The following is an 18,618-nucleotide window of genomic DNA, read 5'->3' on the forward strand; positions in this document are numbered from 1 at the left end:
TGCCCGGTTACTCCAGCATGGCGCGGTACCGCGCCGCGTCGTCGGGTCGATTGACCCGCTCGTAGTACTGCACGATTCGCTCGATGGCCTGTCGGGTGCGGGCGTGCGACGAACCATGGCGCGGGCTGGCGGCGAGCGTCCGGTGGGCCTCGATGAGGAGCGGCTCCGCCTCCGCCGGGCGACCCGCGGCCTCGTGCAGGCGGGCCGCCTGCGTCAGCGAATCGGCCAGATCGGCGGGGGTGGCGTCCGGGGCGGCGCGGCGGATCGCCAGCGCGGCCAGGGCGTGCGGCTCGGCCTCGGCGGTCCGGTTGCGCTGGATCAGGAACTCCGCGAAGGCGTACGCCGTCACCGCCACCGAGGTGTTGGGGCCTTCATAGAGCGTGCGCTTGATGTCGAGGCATTCGACGAAGCGGCGTTCCGCCTCGTCGAACTCGCCGATCTCCCACAGGAAGATCGCCAGCAGGTGCAGCCCGCGCGCCACGTAGGCGTGCTGCTCGCCTCCCAGTTCGCGGGCGGTGTCGATGGCCTCCTCGAAGAGCCGCTTGGCCTCGGCCCGCCTGGCGGGGTCGTCCTGGTGGCGCAGGCAGTTGGCCAGGTTGTTCTTCACCGCGGCGATGAGCATGGGGTCGATGGAGGCGGGGTTGGCGGCGTGGAGTTCGGTGCGGATGGCCAGCGCCTCGCGGAAACTCGGCTCGGCCTGATCGCGTCGACCCATCGAGTTCAGGCAGGCCGCCAGGTTGTTGAGCGCCTCGGCCACCGGCGCGGAGCGCGCCGGGAAGAGCCGCTTCCGCATGGCCAGCGCGTCCTGGTAGAGGGGCAGCGCCTCCTCGAAGCGCCGCTGCCACCAGAGCGTGTCGGCCACGTCGAGCATGCTTTCGGCGATCTGCTCGTGGTCGCCCGAGTGAAGGCCCTTGCGCACCTCCAGGGCGCGCAGCATGGCCCGTTCCGCGCGGTCGTACAGGTCGAGGTTCTTGTACGACAGCCCCAGCGTGCGATAGACGTCGGCCAGCGAGGCGGGGTCATCGCCCAGCTGCTGCTGGGCGGCGTCGAAGGCGGCGTCAAGCGCGGAGGCGATGGTGACGCTCATGCCCGCCTCGCGCCCCCCCCCGCCTCCCCCCGCGCGCTGGCGCGTGGGATCGGAGCGGGCGATGATTCCCTTGACGAGGTAGTCCAGAAGCCGGTTCTTGCGTTCGAGCTCGCGCTCCGCCAGCCCGCGCAGGTCGCGTTCGCGCACGAAGAGCGCCGCCGCCATCGCCAGCAGCCCCAGCAGGATGAGCGACGCAAGCCCCGCGAAGCGGGCCGCCCGCCTGCGCCGGGCGGCGCGGCGCCGCTGGTCCAGCGAGCGCAGGCGCTCGGCCAGTTCGGCGGCGCTGGCCAGCCGTCGCGAGCCGTCCGCCGCCACGCACGAGGCGATGTCCGAGCGCAGGATGGGGTCGGGCACGTCCCGCTCCCAGCCGTGGCCCAGCGGGCGCTCGAAGTCGCCCACGACCATCTGGTAGAGCATCACGCCCAGGGCGTAGATGTCGCCCTGCACGGTGAAGGGCTTGCCCGCGAAGGCCTCGGGAGGCGAATAGAGCGGCGTGCCGGTGTGCGTCTGGTTCTGGCCCAGCAGCGTGCGCGTGAACCCCGCCGCCGTGAACTGCCGTCGGTCGAGCGGCGTGCGGTCGGTGAGCATGCCGATGCCGAAGTCGGTGAGGCGCGGGCGTGGGTTGCCCTCGCGGTCCTTGTCGATGAGGATGTTGCCGGGCTTGATGTCCTTGTGCAGCACGCCCACGGAGTGCGCCGCCGCCACCGCGTCGGCGACGCGGGCGATGATGTCGATCCGCTGCTCGAGCGGCGCCCGGTCGAGTCCCCCGATGCGTCCGGCCCACTCGACCAGCGAACCCTGCTCGGTGAACTCGCTTTCGAGGAAGAAGGGCGGTTCATCCAGCCGCACGTCATAGAGCCGGGCGATGTCGTCGCGGTCGCCCAGCGCCTCGCGGAGCAGGCGGAAGAGGGTGAGCTCACGCTTGAGGGATCGCAGGCGTTCGGCGTCGTAGCAGAACTTGAAGACGCGGCGCGTGCCTGTGGCGGGGTTGACGCCAAGCCACACCTCGCCGAAGCCGCCCTCGCCCAGACGGCGCTCCAGCACCCAGCCGCGCCGGTCGGGGATGCTCATGCCCGCGGCGGGTCGCCAGCCGAGGGTTTCCTCCTCGTCGGCGGCCACGGCGCGTCGGGCCTTTTCGCCATCGGGCGGCGCGACCAGCGGCGCCCCCCCCACCGCTCCCCCCACCGCGCTCCCCACCGCGCCCACCTCGAACACCTCCATCGGCTCATCGCTGCCGTGGAAGAGGTAGGGACCATGCGCCATCCACCGCAGAGGGGGCGTGGCGGCCCCTGGCATGGGCGGATGCTCCCGCAGATTCTGGCGGGCGTTGTCGAAGGCGGCGCGGGTCAGCAGGATCTGACCCGGCAGGGCCAGCCCCATCACGCGGGCCGCCAGATCGACCGCCAGCCCGGAAATCTTCGGCTTGCCAGTGGCGTCCTCCGGCTCCAGTTCCGACGCCTCGCCCAGGTGGACGCCCACGCGCGCCCTCAGCACGCGCTCCGCGGGCCACGGCTCGGACCTCATGGCGTGCTGAAAGCGAAGGGCGGCGATGACGGCGTCGCGGGCGCTCTGAAAGCGGGCCATGAAGCCGTCGCCCGTGTCCTTGAGCACTTCCGCCGCGGGCAGGTCGGCGATGGCGGCGCGGAACAGCGCGTCGTGCCGCGCGATCAGTCGCCCCGCCTCGTCGTCGCCCAGACGCCTCTTCAGGTCCACCGAGCCCACCAGGTCGGTGAACAGCAGGACCATGACTCGGGATGGGGCGGGGACATGGGCCACGGCGGAACTCGGGCGAGATCAGTCCACCGACGGACACGGCTTACAACCGTCCACCGATGAACAGACGTGAACAGGATTGTCCGACTGTCTCCTGCTTTCCGCAAGCGGGAGGGGATCATTCAGCCGCCGCCTCATCCATTTCATCCGTGGATTGGGCCGAATCCTCACCGCGCCAGGACCGGCTCGCCCGTGGCGGCGGCGTGACGGTTGCGCCCGGAGCGCTTGGCGGCGTACAGGGCGTTGTCGGCGAGGCGGATGGCCTCATCCAGCGACTCGGGTCGGTCCAGGCGGGCTTCCGCCAACCCGAAGGACAGCGTCGGGCGCGGGATGTTCCGCCCGTGCCAGTTCATCTGCCGCACCAGCGAGCGCAGGTGCGCCGCCAGCGCGGTGGCGCGTTCGAGCGACTCGTCCGGGAGCAGCACCAGGAACTCGTCGCCGCCCAGTCGCACCACCACGTCGGCGCGGCGCACGTTGTCTCGCAGCAGCCGGGCCACGAAGACCAGGCACTCGTCGCCCGCGCCGTGGCCGAGCGTGTCGTTGATGCGCTTGAAGTGGTCCACGTCGATCATCATCACCACCAGGCGGCGCGGCGCGTTCCCGGATCGCGCTGACTCGACCAGCGCCAGCCGCGCCGCGTCCAGCGCGCGGCGGTTGCCCACGCCGGTGAGGTGATCGCAGACCGACTCCCGCGCCAGTTGCGCCGTCACCTCGCGGGCGGTCTTCTCCACCGCGTGATGCAGGGTGCGGCGGGCCCGACGCGCCTCGCCCAGGGCGGCGATCGACGCCGCCAGGCAGTCGTGCACGCGGCGGCTGACCTCGCCCACCGCGTCGCCGCGCGACATCAGCACGCCCGCGATCGTCTCCTGCCGAGATTCGAGGTTCACGCCTTCCAGGCGACGGGCCAGATCCGCCGCGGCGAGCTGCTGATCCCGCGCCAGACGAATCGCGCTCATCGGCAGCGCCAGCCGGAACGAGCACGCCCCCACCAGCAGAATGACCAGCGCCTGCCAGGCGTCGGCGGCTCCCGCGCGGTCGAGCAGAAAATGAGCCAGTGCCGCGGTGGAGACCGCCAGCCACCCCGCGGCGAGGATGGGCCGGGTGGCGAGCGGTTCGAGGCCGGATGGCTCGGGTCTGGGGGTCATTCCCCCATTCGTCGGATGGTCCGGTCACGCACTCGCGGGGTTCGACTGGTCGGCGTCATTCTCGGACCCGATCGACACAAAACGACGCCGCCGGATGCCCGGATTACCCAGTTGACCACACGCCGCCATCACGCTGCGACCCAGCGTGCGGCGACGCTTGACGAACAGCCCCAGCGACCTCAATCGCTCGACGAACGACGCCACGACGGATTCCTCCGGCGCGGGCCAGGGTGAGTCGCGCCGCGGGTTGTAGGGGATCACGTTCACCTTGCACGGCAGGTCGCGCAGGTACGCGGCGAGCTCCTCCGCATGCTCCGGCTGATCGTTGACGGACGGGATGAGGACGTACTCGATGAGGACGGGCGTGCCTGCCGCATCGTCGACGCCGGCTTGGGTGGCGCCGGCGTCCCGCCGGCGATCCTCACGACCAACTCCCGTCCACGCCTGCATCGCCTTCTTGAGCATCTCCATCGGCTCGGCCCGGTTGATCGGCATGATGCTCGACCGGATGGCGTCGTTGGGCGCGTTGAGCGACACCGCCAGCTTGAGCCGTCGAAAACCCGGCTGGGCGGCGAAGCGACGCAGCCGCTCGATGCCCTCCACACGCCCCACGGTGGAGACGGCGATCGACGCCGGGGCGATGCACGGACCGTTGCGGTCGGTGAGCACGCGAATCGCCTGCAGCACGGCGTCCAGGTTATCCATCGGCTCGCCCATGCCCATGAAGACGATGTTGCGGATCGGCGCGCCGTAGCCGTGACGGGCCACATGCCACTGCCGCACGACCTGGGCGGGGGTGAGATTCCTCAGCAGCCCCATCCGGCCCGTCTCGCAGAAGCGGCACCCCATGGCGCACCCCACCTGCGACGAGACGCAGAGCGTGTACGACGTGCGCCCGCGCCCGTGCATGGGCAGGATGACCGATTCCGTCTCCAGCCCGTCCTCGATCGGCAGGACGAACTTGAGCGTCTCGCCCTCGCGCAGCTCGCGGATGGCGCCCACGGCGCGTGGCTGACGGCTGATGGCTGACGGCTGGCAGCTTCCAGAACTCGGAACCTCCTCCAGCACCCCTTCGCGGAACACACGTCGGTACGTCGCCAGCGCGGCGCCGGTCCCCTCGCCCGCCGCTTGGCGCATCGCCACCCACTCGCCCGAGGTCAGCCCCAGGATGTCAGTCGTCGCGTCATTCATCGCGGGTCGTCACCACGGGGTCGAGGGCGGGTTCGGCGTCGGCGTCATCGGACACGCTGGGGGCTCTGGCGCCGCGGTGGATGAGCCACAGGTTGCGGATGTAGATGATCCATCCGGTGGCCTGTCCCAGCACGCCCACCACGTCCTTGCGCCAGATGAAATACGTCAGCAGCATCGACGCCCCGACCAGACTCATCCACCAGAAGGCGGTGGGCACGACCGATTTCTTCGCCCGTTCGCTCACCAGCCACTGCACCAGCATGCGCCCGGTGAACATGAGCTGCCCGACCAGCCCCATCACGACCCAGGCGATGCCGATGGGCGAGGTGATGTTCATCACCCGCTGCCACCACGCGCCCCTGGTGCCCGCGTCGTACAGGCGGCGGGCGAACTCCTCCGGGGTGATGTCGGCGGTTTCGCCGCCCGCCAGCGGAATGCGGAAGATGTACGAACCGTCCTCGCGCCGGATGAGCGTGGGGTCGCCGCTCGACTCGGGCAGCCACGCCTCGACGGAGACGGACAGCGGCGGAGCCGGCCCCGGCGCGTCGCGGGCCAGCAGGAAGAACCCCGCCACCACCACCGCCAGCAGCACCAGCACAAGGATGGCGAAGGTGAGCGGCTTCATGGCGCGTCAGCCGGAGCGGATGGCATCGTCCTGAGCGCCGCGCGTGGGGCGCCGGGACGCAGGTCGTCAGTGATCGGTTGCCGGTTGTCGGTCGTCTGCTGATGGCCGATGGCCGATGGCTGGCGGCTCACCGGCCCTTCGGCTCGCACCGTCTCCGGCATTGTGATTGCGTCAAACGCCACGGGTCGTCTTCGCCGGCGCATCCAGCGCACCGCGAAGCAGTCGATCAGTCCCGGCAGGGCGCGGTTCCAGATGCCGTACTTCGCCTGGCCTGATACGCGCGGGCGATGATTGACCGGATGCTCGACGACCTTCAGCCCCATCGATCGCGTGGTGAAGGGCACGAAGCGATGCTGCCCGCGGAACTCGAGCGGCAGCGACAGGGCCAGTTGCCGCGTCATGACGCGGATGCAGCAGCCCGTATCCACGGTGGGGTCGTTGAGCAGCAGCACGCGGAACCAGCGGCTGATGACGGATGACGCCCGCCGAACGAGCGTGTCCCGGCGCTTGCCGGACCGATCGCCCTGCACCAGGTCGGCCTGGGTGTCCCGCAGGGTCGCCATCATGCGGGGCAGGTCGGCGGGATCATTCTGCAGGTCGGCATCGAGCGTGGCGATGAAGCGCCCGCGCGAGGCGCGGATGCCCGCGTGCGTGGCCGCCGACTGCCCGTGTCCGCGCCCGGCGGGCGTGTGGCGCATCTTCACGATCCGCAGCCGGGGGTGGTCAGGCAGCAGGGTGGTCGCCGCCCCCAGGGTGCCGTCGGTGGAGCCGTCATCGACCAGGATGAACTCCCACGCCTCGCCCTTCGCGTCGAGCGCCTGCATGGCCTGCTCGATCTCGCGCACCAGGGGCGCCACGTTGCCCTCCTCGTTGTGGGCGGGTGCGATGATGGACAACAGGATGTCCGGCTCGACGTGGGGCATTCGGAAAGGATAGGGACGCCTCTCTGTCGGTGCATCCGATGGGAATGTCACGAGAAAGCGTGCCCGCACGGCCGTGGCGCACCAGTTCGAAGTGTGCCACGGCTCTGTGAGCCGTGTCCGCAGCCCCCGCCCGCACGGCCGACACGGCCGTGGCACAACGGTCCGGAGCGTGCCACGGCTCTGTGAGCCGTGTCCGCGGCCCTGGTCCCCCGCCCGCACGGCCGACACGGCCGTGGCACGCCTTTTCGGTAGGTGCTCGCGGCTTCCGGCCCATCGTGCCACGGCTCTGTGAGCCGTGTCCGCGGCCCCAGGCGACCGGCCCCCGCGTCAACTCCATCGCGTGCATCACCGACCGCGAGTACGATCGCGCCGGGCGGGCAATCGGCGCACCTGCTCCTCGGTGAGCAGGCGATGCAGGGCCAGGATCGTCTCCGCCTCCATCGACTCGCGCTCGGCGTAGGCGTCGCGCACCAGGGTGCTGTTGCGGTTGAAGTCGTCGCTGACGCGGCGTCGGTCGCGCTGGGCGAGCGCCGCCTCGACCAGGCGCTCCGCGGCGCGGGGCTCCTCGGTGACGGTCAGCCGTTCGATCTTCTGGTTGGCCTGAAGCAGGCGGTTGGCGTGTACTTCCGCCAGGGCCTCGATGTCCCGCGCCGCCAGCGGATCGAGATCCTCGAAGGCCAGGGCGGCCTGAAGCACGCGCTGGGCGTAGGTTTCCGTGTAGATGCGGGGGAAGGCCGCCGCCTTCCACGCCTGCTCGAAGGCGCGGGCCTCCTCCTCCATGGTCATGGCGCCGCGAATCTGATCGGCGAACATGATGTTCACGTCGCGCACGCGCGTGCGCAGCGTGCGCAGGTGACGCGCCATGCGGCGCAGATCGTTGGCGTCCGCCACGCCCGACTGGTAATCCCGCATCACGTCGCGGAAGGCGTCATCATCGTCGTCCGACGCCGCCTGCTCGCGCCACACCAGGGCGGCGTCGAGCTGCATGGCGTAGTCCGCCAGCAGGGGCTCCACGGCGAAGCGGCTCTCCTCGCTCAACTCCAGGCGGGCGACCACCTGGAACAGGTCCACGCGCTCGCCCGAGACCTCGCCCCGCGGCAGCAGGTCGCGCCGGCGCAGGGCGCGCTCCAGATCGGGCCACCGGTCGGCCTGCTCGGGCGTCAGCACCGCGCGGGCGTTGGCGATGAATTCCCCCGCCGCGTGCTCGTGACGTTGCTGCAGCGCCTCGACCCGCTCGCGGGCGCGGAGCGCCACGCCGGCGTCGGTGGGCGTGCCCGACTCCCGCGCCCAGCGTGCCCGGTCGCGCGCCAGTTCGCGCTCGCGGTCGGCCTCGGCGCGAATCTCGGCGTAGACCGCCGCGTAGTCGCGCAGGAACGCCGAGACCAGCACCTTCTGGTCATCCGAGAGGTTCAGGAACGTGGTCATGAGGTTGACGTGATCCGTCGCGTACCGCGCCCGGCGCAGGTCGCCCCACGCGATGCCATCCTGCCCGAGGGCGGCGGGAGCACCCAGCATCAGAGCCGCGAGCAGCGCCGCGACGCCGCGCCCGACCAGGCCGCTTCGATTCTCAGAGTGGTTCCGCACGATGCGCCTCCCGACGATGGACCACAACCACGCCCCTCTCCTGTTCAACCGCTCAAGGGTCGGAAGGTTCCCGGAACGGGCGCGGATCTGCGAGGCGCATTCGCGCTCGGGCGCGACCTGCTCCGCGAGTCTCACTCATCCCGTTCTGAGTGAGCCGCCGTGAACCATCAGCATCAGACCGGCAACCGAGAACTGAGAACCGACAACCCCCGCGTGGTCACGCCGTCACATCCACGTGGGGCTGGTCGTTCCCGTCGCCGGGGCGCGGGGGTTTGCGGCGCGGATCGCGCCGCTCCTGGGCGGATTCCTCGCTGTTGTTGGGGGGCAGGCGACGGGCGGCGATGCCGCCATCCTCCACTCCGGCGATGCGCAGGTCCACCTCGTCCTCGGCGGGGCGTCGGGGCGACTCGGCTCTGGCCCGGTCCCGGTCGCGCACGCGCGCGGCCTGCTGCTGGGCGGTCACCGCCTGGAGCAGGGAGCTTTCGATGGGCGGGCCGACCTGGCTCATCACCCCTGATATCGACCGCCGCGGGGGCGTGGATTGAGGCCGGGGACGCCGAACCGGCGACCGCGTCAGATGTGCAGGGCCTCGGTCACCTCGTCGGCCAGGGCCTGGTTGCCCAGCATGACCCGCAGCGCGCCCTGCGGCACGACCTCGACCAGCAGCGGGGCCCCCGTGGTGGTGATGGTGATTCCCTGGTCCGGCGATTCCGCGTCGGAGAGCAGCGCTCCCACCAGGCGGCGCAGCGTGTGGTAGTCCCCCGGCTCGCACAGCAGCGGATCGCGGGTGTTCAACTCCACCGAGGCCATGGCGTCCACTTCCTGCCAGTGCTCATCCGAGGCCATGCTGAAGGCCACGGCGTCGAACACCGTCCGCCACTTGCCCACCGGGAAGACGAGCACCTGGGCCAGCCGAAGCACGCCGATCATCGACTCGACCGCCCCGGCCAGATCGTCCTTGGGCAGGGTGATGCGTCGGGCGCCGTCGAGCGATGCCGCGTCGCACCCGGCGTCGGCCAGGTGGAGAAAACAGGCGTCCTCGGGCAGCTGATCGGGGTCGGGCTCGAAACGAAGATGGGCCTCGTCCGGAAAGTCCGGATAGATCCCCAGGTCAGCCAGCGCGTCCACGGCCTCGTCGAAACTGATGAACTCCACGGTCGGTCTCCGACCCCGGCCGGCTCGATGTCGGGCTCGGGGCCGCGTCAATCTACCCCCGACGCGGGGATTGCTCAACTGGAAGCCCGACGGAAGCGTGCAAAGCGGCGACCGTCCCCGGCCCGGTCGGGGCGGCCGTCGCCTACGATGGCGTCGGGGCGTCCGAGCCGCGGCGGTTCGGCGGATTCCCGAAGTCGAACCATGCGCACCGTTCTGTTCGTCTGCACCGGAAACACGTGTCGCTCGCCCATGGCCGAGGCGATTGCACGCCGCCTGCTGGATGAGGGGGTGCTGGGCGCGTCCACCAGCGCGGGCGGCGACGTGTTCGTGGCCTCGGCGGGGGTGTCCGCCGGTGAGGGACACCCCACGACCCCGGAGACCGTCGAGGCCCTGGCCCGCCTGGGGATCGGGTTCGACGGGCGCTCCCTTCGCCTGACGCCCGAGATGATCCGGCGCGCCGACCTGGTGCTGTGCATGACGGAGTCGCACGCTCAGGCCGCCCGGTCGCTGGTGGCGGGCGACCCGGACGCGCTGGCCAAGATCGCCCTCGTGGACCCGTCAGGCGACGTCGAGGATCCCATCGGGCTGGGACAGGATGCCTATGATCGGCTGGCGAGGCGACTGAGCCGGGTGATTCCGCTTCGTCTTCAGGAGCTGCTGCAGCCATGAGGATCGCGATCGGATCCGACCATCGCGGGGTTGACGCCGCCCGGAGCATCCGCCCGCACATCGAGGCGCTGGGCCACACGGTCGCGCTGCTGGGCGAGTGCAGCGGCAACCCGTGCGATTACCCGGACAACGCCTGGCTGGTGGGGCGTGCGGTGGCCTCGGGCGAGGTGGACCGGGGCATTCTCATCTGCGGCTCGGGCATCGGCATGTCCATCGCGGCCAACAAGATCCCAGGCGTGCGGGCCGCGCTCGTCACCGATGAACTCACCGCGCAACTGTCCCGCGCCCACAACAACGCCAACGTGCTCTGCCTGGCCGCCGACCTGCTGGGGCAGAACCTGCTTCACCGCATCATCGACACCTGGCTCTCAACACCTTTCGACGGCGGGCGCCACGAACGACGCATCCAGAAGATTCACGCCATCGAGCGGGGCGAGAATCCCACGCTGCTCAAGCCCGACGCCGTGTCGGCGTGAACGCGCGGCGGGTGCGCGGTTGATCCTCGACGAACCAGCCATCACCTCAACCCTCTCCCAGAGGGAGAGGGGGCGCGGCGCCGACAGGTTGTATCATCAGCCATCAGCCGTATGTCCATTCCTCGCCGAGACGCCATCTACCTGACTGCCGTCACGATCGTCGCGATGACGCTCATGCTCAGCGGCGCGGCGATCGTCCTGTGGCAGGCCCGCCAGGGCGGCGACGCCGCCGACGATCTTCAGGCGATGCGGCAATCCATCAGGTCCGATCCGGAGGCGGCGCGGGCGTTTCTCGACCGGGTGCTGCGCCGCGTGCCGGATCACATCGACGCGCGGCTGCTGCGGGCGGAGATGCGGCTGGGGGTGGGCGAATCCGACGAGGCCATCTCGGATTACAACCACGTCCTGACCCTCGAACCGGGGCACGCGAAGGCGCTGCTGGGGCGCGCCCGGGCGCGTCTCTCGCTGGCCGATCAGGATGGCGCGATCCAGGACATCAGCGCCGTGCTCAAGGCGGACCCCGCCGACCCTGAGGCCCTGCATCTTCGCGCCGTGATTCGATCGTCCCGGTTCGAGAACGACCTGGCGCTGGCCGATTTCGACGCGGCGATCGAGCGCCAGCCGGACCGCGTGGACTGGCGCCTGGAGCGGGCGGAGATGCGCCGCGAGACGGGCCGCTTCGCCGAGGCGGCGGAGGACTTCGAGCTGGTCCTGTCCAAGCGGCCCGACCGCGCCGAAATCTGGAGCGCGATGGCCTGGTGCCGCTGGGGCGCGGGCGACCTGGACGGTGCGGTGGAGGCGTTCGACGAGGCGCTGAAGCGAAGCGCGGAGAACGCCCACGCCCACTTCGGGCGGGGCGCGGTGCTGCTGAACGAGGGCCGCCTGGACGAAGCCGTCGCCTCGCTCGACAAGGCCCGCGCCAGGCCCGCCCAGCGCGTGGAGTACGCCGCGCTGTACGCCTGGATCGCGCGGGCGCGGCTGGGGCGCGCGGACCAGGCCGATGCGCTGCTGCGGACCGACCTGGCCAACGACGCCTTCGGCTGGCGCCTCTGGCCCAGGCGCCTGGCCGCGTTCCTGCTGGGCGAGATGGATGAGGAGACGATCCTCGAGTTCAGCCGCGAGGAGCAGGACGGCAACACCGCGCAGGAGCAGCGCTGCGAAGCGCTGTACTACGCGGGGTGGAAGCGCCTGCTGGCGGGCGACCGCGACGGCGCCGCCGATCTGCTGCGCCAGTGCGCGGCGATTCCGCTGACCCGCTTCTATGAATGGAACAGCGCCCGGCACGACCTGGCGTCGCTCGACAGCGCGGAGTGAGCGCCTCGAAGGACAGGACGCCTTCAGTGCGTCGCCGCGGCTGGGGCGTGCTCGACACGGGGGAAGAGCGCGATCTTCTCGACCTTCCGTCCCGCCGTCAGCCCGCCCCAGCGGGCCAGGTCGCGCAGACCGCCCTTCGTCGGGTCGATCTCGCCGCAGCCGATCGCCCGCCAGAACGCGCTGGTCGCATCCGGCATCACGCACCACAGCAGCAGCGTGGCGATGCGCACCGCTTCGAGACACTGGTGCAGGATCGAGCCGACCTGCGGAACCCGAGCGGCGTCCCTGGCCATCTTGAAGGGTTCGGTGGCGTTGATGAAGGCGTCCACGCGGCGGATGAGCGCGATGGCCGCCGCCGCCGCCTCGGCCAGGTCGAAGCGGTCGATGGCGGTGATCGCGGTCTCCACCGCCTCGCGGGCCGACGCGGGCAGGTCGAAGCCCGGCAGGGTGTATCGCTCGGGGGCCATCTCGGGCGGGACCGCTCCGTCGAAGTACTTGCCGATCATGGCCGTCACGCGGCTGGCGCAGTTGCCCACGGTGTTGACGAGATCGGTGTGGTACACGCCGTGGAAGTGCGCCGCCGAGAAGTCCGAGTCGGTCGCGCCCAGCGGCCCCTGGGTGACCATGTAGTAGCGCCAGCCGTCGAGCGAATAGGTGCGAAGGTACTGCTCGATGGTGGGCAGGTCGATGAAGTTGCCCAGCGTCTTGGACATCTTCTGCCCCTCGCTGATCCAGAACGAGTGGCAGTAGACGTATCGGGGCAGCGTGACCCACTCGTAGCCGGGCCTCGTTCGCAGGGCCAGCAGCATGGCGGGCCAGATGGCCGCGTGGAACCAGAGGATGTCCTTGGCGATCACGTGGATCGGCCCGCAGGTCCAGTACTTGCGGCGCTCGTCGGTATCGACCGTGGAGAGGTAGTTGAAGAGCGCATCAATCCACACGTAGATGGTGTGCTGCTCATCGCCGGGGATGCGGATGCCCCACGGGGCGCCGCTTCCCTCGGAAGTGCGGGAGATGGGCACATCCTCCATCTCGCGGATGCGCGCGATGATCTCGTTGCGCCGGGCTTCGGGCTTCACGTCGAAGGTGGCGCCGTTGACGGGTTCGCGCCGCTCCAGCAGGGCCAGCAGCGGTTCGCGGTAGGCGCTCAGACGAAAGAAGTAGTTGTGTTCCTTCCGGCGCACCAGCGGCTTGCCGTTGATGGGGCTTTGGTAGCCGTACTCCTTGGCCTTGCTGTCGGTGACGTACTCTTCCTGCCCGGCGTCGTACCAGCCCTCGAAGTCGCCCAGGTAGACGTCGCCGCTGTCCATCAGGGCGCGGACGTAGCGGGCCACGCGGGTTTTATGCCGCTCCTGCGTGGTGCGGATGAAATCGTCGTTGGAGATGTGCAGGAGGCGGAAGGCGTCCTGAAAGGCCGCGGCGTTCTGATCGGCCCACTGCTGGGGCGTCAGCCCGCGCTGGGCGGCGGAATCGACCACCTTGGCCGCATGTTCATCGGTGCCCGTCAGATAGAACACGTCGCGCCCGAGGAACCGCATGAACCGGGCCGCCACGTCGCACAGCGTGGTGGTGTAGGCGTGGCCGATGTGCGGCTTGTCGTTGACGTAGTAGATCGGCGTGGTGAGGTAGGCGCGGTCGGTCATGGGAGGCGATTGTACGGGCATCCGTCGCCAGAAGTCGGCGCGCCGTCATCCCAGTCGCCCCTGACGCGCCGCGACCGGTTCTCAAGCCCGTTGAGACGCCCGATGGAACCGCGTCTCGACACGCCGTCTGTTCTTGCCGAGCAGCCCCAGCACCAGCAGTGGCAGCACGCCCGGGGCGGGGAACGTGGCGTCGATGGTGAAGGCGAAGTCGGTGGGGAAGTTCAGGATGCCGGACTGGGAGATGGGCGTCCACTGGGGCACGCCGAAGTGGTCGGAGATGAAGTAGCCCTCCGATCCGTTGACCTGCCCGTCGCCCGCCGTGCCCCACCAGGCGCGCCCCGCGCCGTTGCCGATGGCGTAGGGGGAGAGCCAATAAACACCCTCAGGCGTATGTTCTCCACGCCCATCAACCACCACTTCAATCAAGCGCAACTCGGGATCGCCATTCCACACGCCACGATCGGACATGCCGAGGACATGATCGAGCGTGAACATTAACTGTCCAGAACCTTGCGCGGATGATAAAAACAGATCCACAGCATAGTTCGATGGAATGTTGTTTGCAGAAACAACCATTTGGAAAGTGATGCTGTTCAGAAAAAAGTGGAATCCGACTGTAGCAAAATCATCCGCCGTCCGCGCGCTCGAGACCAGCGTGTTCTGCTCGCTTGGTGAGCGATCTCGAAAGTCGTGCGGTTGGTGGAGGAAGATGTCTGCCAAGCCGGAAATCGGCCACATTGCCGCGATCAGCAGCATGAACCCGAAGACCCTGAGTGCCATGGCATTCTCTCCCTGATCGTGAGCCAACGCCACTGTACACCCCAGCCGAAGCGGGCGGAAGAAGTTTTTGGGATTCCCACAACTTTTTGCTTGACACCACCCGGTTTTTTTTTGCCCAATGCTCAGGCATGTTGCCGCGTATTGGTGTTGATGGTGAGTTGTACATTGGCTTCCTGTCCGGGAGTGCCGTTCGCGTGGCACGCAGCGTTTCGCTTGATACCAACGGTGTCCCACAATTTAGCAGCTTGCTGACCGCCGCGACGGTTGACGCCGGCTACTCGTACGCGTGGTTTCCCGGCAACTTCCGCGTCCCGCGCATCGCCTGTATCGCGGTCGATCCCAGCGACTCGAAGAAGGTCCATGCCGTGTGGGCGGACAAGACCAATGCGGTCGGCAGCCGCGTGAACGTGGACCTGTACTGGACCATGACGGAGGACGCCACGGCGACCACGGTGTCGTGGCGCACGCCGGAGATCATCATGGGCGGCGAGTCGATCGAGGGCGACCAGTTCTTCCCGTGGATTGAGAAGGATGCGCACGGTCGGCTCCACTTCCTGTTCATAGATGGGCGACGGGGCCGATGGGCGGGTGCGAATCCACATGACGCGGCGAATGGCATCAATGCCCGCGTCGATGCACCTGCTCCAGCAACCCTTCCCTCGCCATGCGTCGGCGCAGAGCGACGAAACCCAGCGCGCCGGACGTGTTGAGCACGAGCGTGACAAAGAACACCCATCCGCCCCCGCCGTGCGCGCCCTGCGTGAGCACGCTGAAGAGTTCGTACAGCCCCACGCCCGCGATGGGCGCGATGATGCCGCGGATGCCGGTGAGCGTGACGTGAACGCCCATGTAGGCCGAGTCGCGGTGGGCGGGCGCGAAGTCGTGGTGGCCCAGGTTCCACGCCAGCACGCCGCCCCCGTTGGCGATGCCCGTCAGCACCGCCGACGCGAACATCAGTTCAATCGACTGGAGCATGACCCCGGCCCACATCACGGCTGCGGCGGAGACGTAGGACCAGGCGTGGATCGAGCGGAACTCCACCACGTGGCGGCGGGTCATGAGTTTCGTCCACAGCGGAATGCTGGGCGGCATGAGAATCGCGGGAATGGCGCTGGTGATGAGAATGCCCGTGGTGTAGCCGACGTTGAACACCTCCTGCAGCACGATCGCCAGCGGGGCGGTGAGCATCAGGTTGCCCAGCCCGAAGATGAACATGCAGGTCATGAAGCGTCGGAACATGGGGTCGCCCCGCAGCACCCGCAGAATGGAGGCGGGGTTCATCGAAAGTTGCTGGCTGCGGTCGCCGGTTCGCTCATGCCGGGCCAGGCGCTTCTGCCCGCGCAGACGGACCGAGCGGTAGATGGCGACGCCGATCAGCCCGCCCAGCGCGCTCAGGGGAAAGAGCCAGTGGAAGGATGATTCGTCCCAGTCCATGGCCAGCCCCAGCCCGGCGCCGACCAGCGAGATCACGATGCCCTGCACGGTGGCCAGGTTGCCGGCGATGCGGGCGCGGTCCGCGCGGGGGTAGTTGGCCCCCCAGATGGCGGTGCGCAGGGTGATGACGCCCGTCCAGCAGATGCGCGAGCACATCACCGCGGCGACGAGCAGGTACAGCCCGCCCCGGCTCTGCTCGGCCATGCCCACGATGGACACGAAGGCCACGGTGGCCAGTTGCAGCCCGACGATGAACTTCACCTTGGCCTTGCCGTGCGCCAGCGAGGCCCAGATGAAGCTGGTGATGTTGGCCAGCGACGGCGCGGCGACGACCGCGGCGACGGCGAAGTTGAGCTCCTGCTTGGGCAGCCCGGGCACGCCGTCGAAGGCCTTGCGCACGATGTTGCCCATCGCGCCGCCCTCGACCGCCGCCAGCATGATCGGCAGGAACCACCAGGCCCAGAGTTCGCGGCCGTAGTTGGCCCGCAGCATGGGCGGGAGCGTCTTCGGGTGGAAGGACGCGACCATCCGCTGGAGCAGGGCGACCGGGATTCCGGCGTGCTTCACGACGGGCAGTTATTCGCTCGCTGAGGGCGGGAGGCAAGGAGAATGAACAGGCGGCATCGCCGACGGCGGGTCATCATCAGAAGATCGGCTGTCGGTTCGGCTGTGACGGCGGAGATCCGATGGCCCGAAACGAACACCCCCGGCATAGCCGGGGGCGTCGAGGATCAGCCATGATCAGCCATGTGGTTGACGGGATTGAACGGATCAGTGGGGCTTGCCGCTCACCGAGACGATCTCGATCGGGTTCAGGCGGCTGGGGTGATCGAGATAGAGGGTGCGTCCGAGGTCTTCCCAGAACAGGCGACCGTTCACGTCGTGGGTGTAGGCCATGTGGCGCTTCACGTCCGAGCCGCGCTGGTTGAGCGTCATGACTTCGGGGGTCATGTTGCCGGTCACGTCGTTGAGCGAAACCCCCGTCGAACTTCCGCAGCCGGTGAGCAGCAGCGCGGCGACGGATGCGGCGGCGAGCATGGTCTTCATGGATCGTTCGTCCTTCTCTGGAGTGTCTGGGCGTTCACGGGCCACGGGGAGAGCGCCCCGGGGCGATGCTCCTGTCCACGGACACGTAGGTGTACCATCGGCCGGGAGGGCTGTCAATGCCTCAAGGGATGTCAAAAATCCTCCGGACAGGCAAAAACCCCGCCTCGCACCCCCCGCGAAAGGGGTGGATTCGGGGGAACCGCCCCTCGACGGATATCGAACCGGAGGGTAAGGTGGCCCGGAGGACGGCCTCCGGCCCCGTCGGGAGCGTGTCGGCGTCCAGACGCTCGAACCACTGAGAACCCCGAGGGATCGCGTTCATTCCGCGGCGAAGATCATGCCTCCCTTGCGTGGAAGATCGGGTCCGACGGGTCGCGAACCCACCTGATTTCGGGGTTCGAGCACGCGCCGGGGCGGCTTCGGCCGCCCAATGCCGCCCGATGGGGCCGGGGGCCGTTCGGTGGGCGTGTCGGCGATGACGGTGTACCACGGCCGTGTCGGCCGTGCGGGCGGGGCGGGGCCGCGGACACGGCTCACAGAGCCGTGGCACACGGCGATGACGGTGTACCACGGCCGTGTCGGCCGTGCGATGCGATCCACGAATCACTCGACCGGCGCCTCTACGCCGCCCCCAGGCCGGCGGTGCGGATCGTTTCCCGATACGACGCCGCCATGCGGTCGAGCGAGTCCGGGATGACGCGGATATCGCCCACGACGGCCATGAAGTTGGTGTCGCCCGCCCATCGGGGGACAAGGTGGGCGTGGAGGTGGTCGATCACGCCCGCGCCGGCCGCCTCGCCCTGGTTGATGCCGATGTTGATGCCTTGTGGATTGAGGGTTCGCTCCATGAGGTCCGCCGCCAGGTCCACCAGTCGCCAGAATGCGGCCCGCTGGTCGGGCTCGTAGTCCAGCAGTCGGGGGCGCGGCTCGCCCAGGGCGGCCAGCAGGTGCCCGTTGGCGTAGGGGTAGCGGTTGAGCATCAGCAGCCCGTGGGCGTTGCGATAGACCACGTGGTTGGGCTCATCCATCTCGGGGTGCGACCAGTAGGCGGCGAAGAACGACCCCGCCGGGGCCTCGCGCAGCGGTTCGGCGCCCAGTTCCCGCGCCTGGCGCGTGAGATCGCGCAGATAGGTCATGCGCCACGGAGCCCAGAGGTTGGCGTGGTTCATGGTGGTAGTGAACCAGCATCGTGGACAAAAGTCCAAACGTGACGCTCACTCGGCCTGCGACGACTCCACCAGCCGCCACGACAGTTCATCGGCTCCCCAGTCGATGTGGGCCATGAAGAACCCCCCGCCGCGATGCTGCTGCACGAGCGGCCACATTACCTCGCGGTCGGTGGATGGAATGTCCAGGCCCGGCACGTCCTCCAGCGGCACCCACTCCAGCACGCCCTCCCTGAACTCGGTCCACTTGAGTTCATCGTGGCGCACGGGGCGCGTGACCTCGAAGAGGAACATCATCCAGTGCGTCTGGTGCTCGTAGGCGCGTTCCGTGACGATGCCGGTGAGGTGGATTTCGTCGTAGGAGAGCGCCAGGCCGATCTCCTCCTCGATCTCGCGCAGGGCGCACTCGTGCGGGCCTTCGCCCTCGCTCTCGTGCAGCTTGCCGCCGATGGGCGAATACATGCCCGCGTTGGGCATCTGACGCCGATGCAGCAGCAGCACGCGCCCGGCGTGGTCGTAGAGGTAGCAGAGGACGGCGATCTTGTGAGGGAGTTCGTTCATCGGTGCGAATCACGCGGTCGGGGACTTCGATCGCCTTGAGCGTAG

General features: G+C 69.1%; 18 protein-coding genes. 4 read left to right on the top strand and 14 right to left on the bottom strand.

Annotated elements, in window-relative coordinates:
- Positions 1–7: 7 nt before the first annotated feature.
- The 8 genes from HRU76_06085 to HRU76_06120 all read right to left on the bottom strand — a co-directional run bounded on the left by HRU76_06085 (position 8) and on the right by HRU76_06120 (position 9,483).
- Positions 8–2,833, bottom strand: coding sequence for a tetratricopeptide repeat protein (locus tag HRU76_06085; protein ID QOJ17170.1), 2,826 nt, complete (start codon positions 2,831–2,833; stop codon positions 8–10).
- Positions 2,834–3,027: 194 nt separating this feature from the next.
- Positions 3,028–4,005, bottom strand: coding sequence for a diguanylate cyclase (locus HRU76_06090; protein QOJ17171.1), 978 nt, complete (start codon positions 4,003–4,005; stop codon positions 3,028–3,030).
- 24 nt (positions 4,006–4,029) lie between these two features.
- On the bottom strand, positions 4,030–5,196 hold the full coding sequence (locus tag HRU76_06095; protein ID QOJ17172.1) for a 23S rRNA (adenine(2503)-C(2))-methyltransferase RlmN: 1,167 nt from the start codon (positions 5,194–5,196) through the stop codon (positions 4,030–4,032).
- A complete protein-coding gene (locus tag HRU76_06100; protein ID QOJ19122.1) occupies positions 5,189–5,533 on the bottom strand; it encodes a lipid-A-disaccharide synthase N-terminal domain-containing protein in 345 nt (114 codons plus the stop codon). Before HRU76_06100 ends, HRU76_06095 begins: the two co-directional genes overlap by 8 nt.
- A gap of 284 nt (positions 5,534–5,817) precedes the next feature.
- Positions 5,818–6,744 (bottom strand): glycosyltransferase, encoded by a 927-nt coding sequence (locus HRU76_06105; GenBank protein QOJ17173.1) that lies wholly within the window; start codon positions 6,742–6,744, stop codon positions 5,818–5,820.
- A gap of 345 nt (positions 6,745–7,089) precedes the next feature.
- Positions 7,090–8,328, bottom strand: coding sequence for a hypothetical protein (locus tag HRU76_06110; GenBank protein ID QOJ17174.1), 1,239 nt, complete (start codon positions 8,326–8,328; stop codon positions 7,090–7,092).
- A gap of 217 nt (positions 8,329–8,545) precedes the next feature.
- Positions 8,546–8,836 (bottom strand): hypothetical protein, encoded by a 291-nt coding sequence (locus HRU76_06115; GenBank protein ID QOJ17175.1) that lies wholly within the window; start codon positions 8,834–8,836, stop codon positions 8,546–8,548.
- Between the two features lie 65 nt (positions 8,837–8,901).
- Entirely contained in the window at positions 8,902–9,483 is a 582-nt protein-coding gene (locus HRU76_06120) for a hypothetical protein (GenBank protein QOJ17176.1), read from the bottom strand.
- A gap of 201 nt (positions 9,484–9,684) precedes the next feature.
- Between HRU76_06120 and HRU76_06125 the strand changes: the two genes are divergently transcribed.
- The 3 genes from HRU76_06125 (at position 9,685) to HRU76_06135 (ending at position 11,942) form a co-directional block, all read left to right on the top strand.
- Positions 9,685–10,152, top strand: a complete 468-nt coding sequence (locus HRU76_06125; protein ID QOJ17177.1) for a low molecular weight protein arginine phosphatase — start codon at positions 9,685–9,687, stop codon at positions 10,150–10,152.
- Entirely contained in the window at positions 10,149–10,628 is a 480-nt protein-coding gene (gene rpiB / locus HRU76_06130; GenBank protein QOJ17178.1) for a ribose 5-phosphate isomerase B, read from the top strand. The genes HRU76_06125 and rpiB overlap by 4 nt, the downstream gene beginning before the upstream one ends.
- Positions 10,629–10,739: 111 nt before the next feature.
- Complete coding sequence (locus HRU76_06135) at positions 10,740–11,942, top strand: tetratricopeptide repeat protein (protein ID QOJ17179.1); 1,203 nt, start codon at positions 10,740–10,742, stop codon at positions 11,940–11,942.
- A 23-nt stretch (positions 11,943–11,965) separates the two neighbouring features.
- On the opposite strand, the gene HRU76_06140 is transcribed toward HRU76_06135, so the two are convergent.
- Complete coding sequence (locus HRU76_06140; protein ID QOJ17180.1) at positions 11,966–13,585, bottom strand: methionine--tRNA ligase; 1,620 nt, start codon at positions 13,583–13,585, stop codon at positions 11,966–11,968.
- Positions 13,586–13,666: 81 nt separating this feature from the next.
- Positions 13,667–14,365 (bottom strand): hypothetical protein, encoded by a 699-nt coding sequence (locus tag HRU76_06145; GenBank protein ID QOJ17181.1) that lies wholly within the window; start codon positions 14,363–14,365, stop codon positions 13,667–13,669.
- Between the two features lie 86 nt (positions 14,366–14,451).
- Between HRU76_06145 and HRU76_06150 the strand changes: the two genes are divergently transcribed.
- Positions 14,452–15,075, top strand: coding sequence for a hypothetical protein (locus HRU76_06150; protein ID QOJ17182.1), 624 nt, complete (start codon positions 14,452–14,454; stop codon positions 15,073–15,075).
- On the opposite strand, the gene HRU76_06155 is transcribed toward HRU76_06150, so the two are convergent.
- The 4 genes from HRU76_06155 to HRU76_06170 all read right to left on the bottom strand — a co-directional run bounded on the left by HRU76_06155 (position 14,984) and on the right by HRU76_06170 (position 18,573).
- Positions 14,984–16,366: an MFS transporter gene (locus HRU76_06155; GenBank protein QOJ17183.1), complete on the bottom strand. Its 1,383-nt coding sequence runs from the start codon at positions 16,364–16,366 to the stop codon at positions 14,984–14,986. The two genes, HRU76_06150 and HRU76_06155, sit on opposite strands and share 92 nt — an antisense overlap.
- A gap of 204 nt (positions 16,367–16,570) precedes the next feature.
- Positions 16,571–16,846 (bottom strand): hypothetical protein, encoded by a 276-nt coding sequence (locus tag HRU76_06160; GenBank protein ID QOJ17184.1) that lies wholly within the window; start codon positions 16,844–16,846, stop codon positions 16,571–16,573.
- 620 nt (positions 16,847–17,466) lie between these two features.
- Positions 17,467–18,015 carry an HIT domain-containing protein gene (locus HRU76_06165; GenBank protein ID QOJ17185.1) on the bottom strand — a complete coding sequence of 183 codons (549 nt, stop codon included), beginning with the start codon at positions 18,013–18,015 and terminating at the stop codon, positions 17,467–17,469.
- 45 nt (positions 18,016–18,060) lie between these two features.
- Positions 18,061–18,573, bottom strand: coding sequence for an NUDIX domain-containing protein (locus tag HRU76_06170; protein QOJ17186.1), 513 nt, complete (start codon positions 18,571–18,573; stop codon positions 18,061–18,063).
- Between the last annotated feature and the right edge of the window lie 45 nt (positions 18,574–18,618).

The sequence above is a fragment of the Phycisphaeraceae bacterium genome (genome assembly GCA_015709595.1).
Classification (GTDB): Bacteria; Planctomycetota; Phycisphaerae; order Phycisphaerales; family SM1A02; genus CAADGA01.